Origin of the sequence: Thiohalocapsa sp. (genome assembly GCF_019695415.1) — a bacterium.
GTDB lineage: Bacteria > Pseudomonadota > Gammaproteobacteria > Chromatiales > Chromatiaceae > Thiohalocapsa.
The window spans coordinates 1-3,141 of record NZ_JAIFKJ010000264.1 but is presented as its reverse complement, the minus strand read 5'-3'; the positions used below and the strand labels follow the sequence as shown (position 1 = coordinate 3,141).

The 3,141-nt window shown below is 63.0% G+C and carries 3 protein-coding genes; 2 read left to right on the top strand and 1 reads right to left on the bottom strand.

The features are described 5' to 3' along the window. Positions 1 to 377: 377 nt before the first annotated feature. Positions 378 to 992, bottom strand: a complete 615-nt coding sequence (locus tag I6U14_RS07625) for a MarR family winged helix-turn-helix transcriptional regulator (protein WP_296898194.1) — start codon at positions 990 to 992, stop codon at positions 378 to 380. A gap of 410 nt (positions 993 to 1,402) precedes the next feature. Here I6U14_RS07625 and I6U14_RS07620 point away from each other — a divergent pair, with 410 nt between their 5' ends. Both I6U14_RS07620 and I6U14_RS07615 read left to right on the top strand, forming a co-directional pair. After that, positions 1,403 to 2,227, top strand: coding sequence for a class I SAM-dependent methyltransferase (locus tag I6U14_RS07620; protein ID WP_296898192.1), 825 nt, complete (start codon positions 1,403 to 1,405; stop codon positions 2,225 to 2,227). Positions 2,228 to 2,240: 13 nt separating this feature from the next. Further along, on the top strand, positions 2,241 to 3,089 hold the full coding sequence (locus I6U14_RS07615; RefSeq protein WP_296898191.1) for a methyltransferase domain-containing protein: 849 nt from the start codon (positions 2,241 to 2,243) through the stop codon (positions 3,087 to 3,089). Positions 3,090 to 3,141 lie beyond the last annotated feature (52 nt).

Sequence of the window (3,141 nt, the reverse complement as noted above, 5' to 3'; positions counted from 1 at the left end):
TTTCGGCGACGCAAGTCGCTGAAAATGAGGGAGCCGGGAAACCGCCCAATGTCTGCACAGGCCCGGCTCCGTCTGATTTTTGGGCAGGAAGCCCAATAAATCAGCATCTCCCTAGGAATCGATCAAGCCGACGATTCAGCCGGCTGGTCATTGGGGGACGGGGCTATGCCGGACAGGCCTCGGGCGTTGCCCGGGGCCTTTTCTTTTGTGTGACGCAATCACTTGACTCATCCAGCCTGCGTTGCGGGTGCCCTGGGCACTCCAGGGTGCCGTAGGCGCCGCCGGGGCCCAATAGACCCGGCCAACTCCGCTATGGTCGGAGCGTGCTCAGCTCGGCAGCTTCAGTACGTGCGCAACGGTTGTCGCAGCAGGGGCATCTAAGTTTGCGACGACCCCGCCTCCGAAGTCTCCTCAGCACCGGCCGCGGGCGTCGGCTCCGCTGCAGCAGTGCTCTCCATGGTGTCTTCCATGGTGCCGGCGGCGAGAACCGGCGCCGCATCAAGTCGCTCGGCATCCATCAGGGCCGCGATGCGCTGAAGTGAGGCCAGTAGCAGCGTCTGCTCCCAATCCGCCAGCTTGCCGAAGCGGGCCGCGAAGGCATCTTGCAACAACGGCGGGGCACGCTTCAGCGTCTGCGAGGCCTCCGGCGTGGCGCGTACCAGCACCCGACGTCGGTCTGTCTCGCTCCGGGCGCGCACCACGAGGCCGCGCCGCTCCAGACGGTTCACGATGTCCGTGATGGTCGCGTGGCTCAGATTCACACGCTGGGCCACGGTCCCCACCGGCAGCTCGCCGGCGGCGGCGATCTCCTTCAGAACCAGCGCCTGGGGTGCTGTCAGCCCGTGGCTGCGCACCAGCGCCCGCGAGTGAAGATCCACCGCGCGGATCACCCGGCGCAACGCCACGAGTACCTCTGCGGTCCGGTCTGAGTCAAACGGGCCGCGGCCATCGCTCGGCTGGGGCTCCTGCTGCGGCTGTAATATTTCGCTCACAAAATAGTTCCGATTTTTTTGTAGTTGCCCGATATTTCTTTAAGTATCTGTTTTTTAATTCCTATTCTGAATTTTAGGTTCTTTCTTTCGAGTTGAGCAGTGCGTTGGGGGCTTGCGTTCGTTCGGGTTCTAAGTAGTATTCTACGCAATTGCTGTCCGGCGCCGAGCGTGTTTGATGCAGCGCGGGCGCCATGCATCCCCAAGGTAGTGGCTGTTTGAACGCGTGCTCAAGCCGAATGAGCACTGTGCCCGTTCCAGGGCAAACGCGGCCGCGCCGCCAATACACGGTGCCTGCGCCGCTGGTGGGCGCTGCAGAGCTGACTGACCCGAGCGGGTCGGCGGCGAGTCGGGCGCCCGCCAATGGCGCACGCCGTCCGGCCGCCTGCCAATCGACACCAAGAGGACGAGCTATGCAACCGAATGTTCGGACCGATATCCCGGCACGACAGGACTACGGCGATGATCCGCTCGCCGTGCGTGAGTCCGAAAAATATCAGGAAGAGTACGTCGAGTCCTTCGTCGACAAATGGGACGAGCTTATCGACTGGGATGGTCGCGCCGCCGCCGAGGGCCAATTCTTCATCCAGCAACTGCGTGAGCGCGGCGCCAAGAAGGTGCTGGACGTCGCCACCGGCACCGGCTATCACTCGGTGCAGCTGCTGAAGGCCGGCTTCGAGGTCACCAGCGCCGACGGCAGTCCGGTGATGCTCGCCAAGGCCTTCGAGAACGCCCGTCGCCAGGGCCATATCCTGCGCACCATCCATGCCGACTGGCGCTGGCTGAACCGCAGCGTGCACGATCTGTACGATGCCGTGATCTGCCTCGGGAACTCCTTCACGCATCTGCACGAGGATAACGATCGGCGCAAGGCGCTCGCGGAGTTCTACGCCACCCTCAAGCACGACGGTATCCTGATTCTGGACCAGCGCAACTATGATGCCTTGCTGGACCACCAAGTGCAGCCTACCCACAACTACTACTACTGCGGCGACAACGTTCGCGCCGAGCCGGAGCACGTGGACGACACCCTGGCCCGGTTCAAGTACAGCTTCCAAGACGGCTCCACCTTCCATCTCAACATGTTCCCGCTGCGCAAGCGCTATGTGCAGGGCCTGATGCGAGAGGTGGGCTTCCAGCGCGTTGACACCTACGGCGACTTCCAAGAGACCTATCGCGAAAGCGAGCCGGACTTCTTCATCCACGTGGCCGAGAAAGAATATCGACAGGTGTCCTGATATGAGTGTCCAGATGAGCCAAGCCAACTACTCCGACGTCGTTCAGACCGCCCGTGAGTACTACAACAGTGAGGACGCGGACAACTTCTACTTCCACGTCTGGGGCGGCGAGGACATCCACATCGGGCTCTACGAGGGTCCGGACGACGCCATCAAGGACGCCTCCGAGCGCACCGTCGCTTTCATGGCCGACCGTATCAAAGACAAGCTCGCTGCCCCCGGCGCGCGGCTGGTTGATCTGGGTGCAGGCTACGGCGGAGCCGCGCGCTGGCTCGCCAAGCGCTTCGGCTGTCAGGTGCTGGCGCTGAACCTGAGCGAGGCCGAAAACGCGCGCGACCGCCAAATGAACCGCGAGCAGGGCGTCGACCAGCTCATCGAGGTGGTCGACGGCAGCTTCGAACAGGTGCCCGCCGAGAACAGCACCTTCGACGCCGCCTGGTCCCAAGATGCGATTCTGCATTCTGGGCATCGGGACAAGGTCATGGACGAGGTGGACCGGGTGCTGAGGCCTGGCGGTGAATTCGTCTTCACCGACCCGATGCAGGCCGATAACTGCCCCCAGGGCGTGCTGCAGCCGGTCCTGGACCGCATTCACCTCTCCAGCCTCGGCTCCTTCGCCTTCTATAGGGAGCAGGCACGGCGCCTCGGGTGGGAAGAGGTCGAGATCGTCGACATGACCCACCAGCTCGTAAATCACTACGGCCGCGTCGCCGCCGTGCTGCGGGCCGAGCGTGAGTCCCTCGCCGGCAAGGTATCGGACGCTTACATCGACCGCATGCTCCAGGGCTTGCAGCACTGGGTGGACGCCGGCAGCAACGGCTATCTCGCCTGGGGCGTGATGCATTTCCGCAAGCCGGCTTAAGAGGGTGTTTACAAAATGCGTTAGAATACAGGCTCCATTGCACGACTGGGAG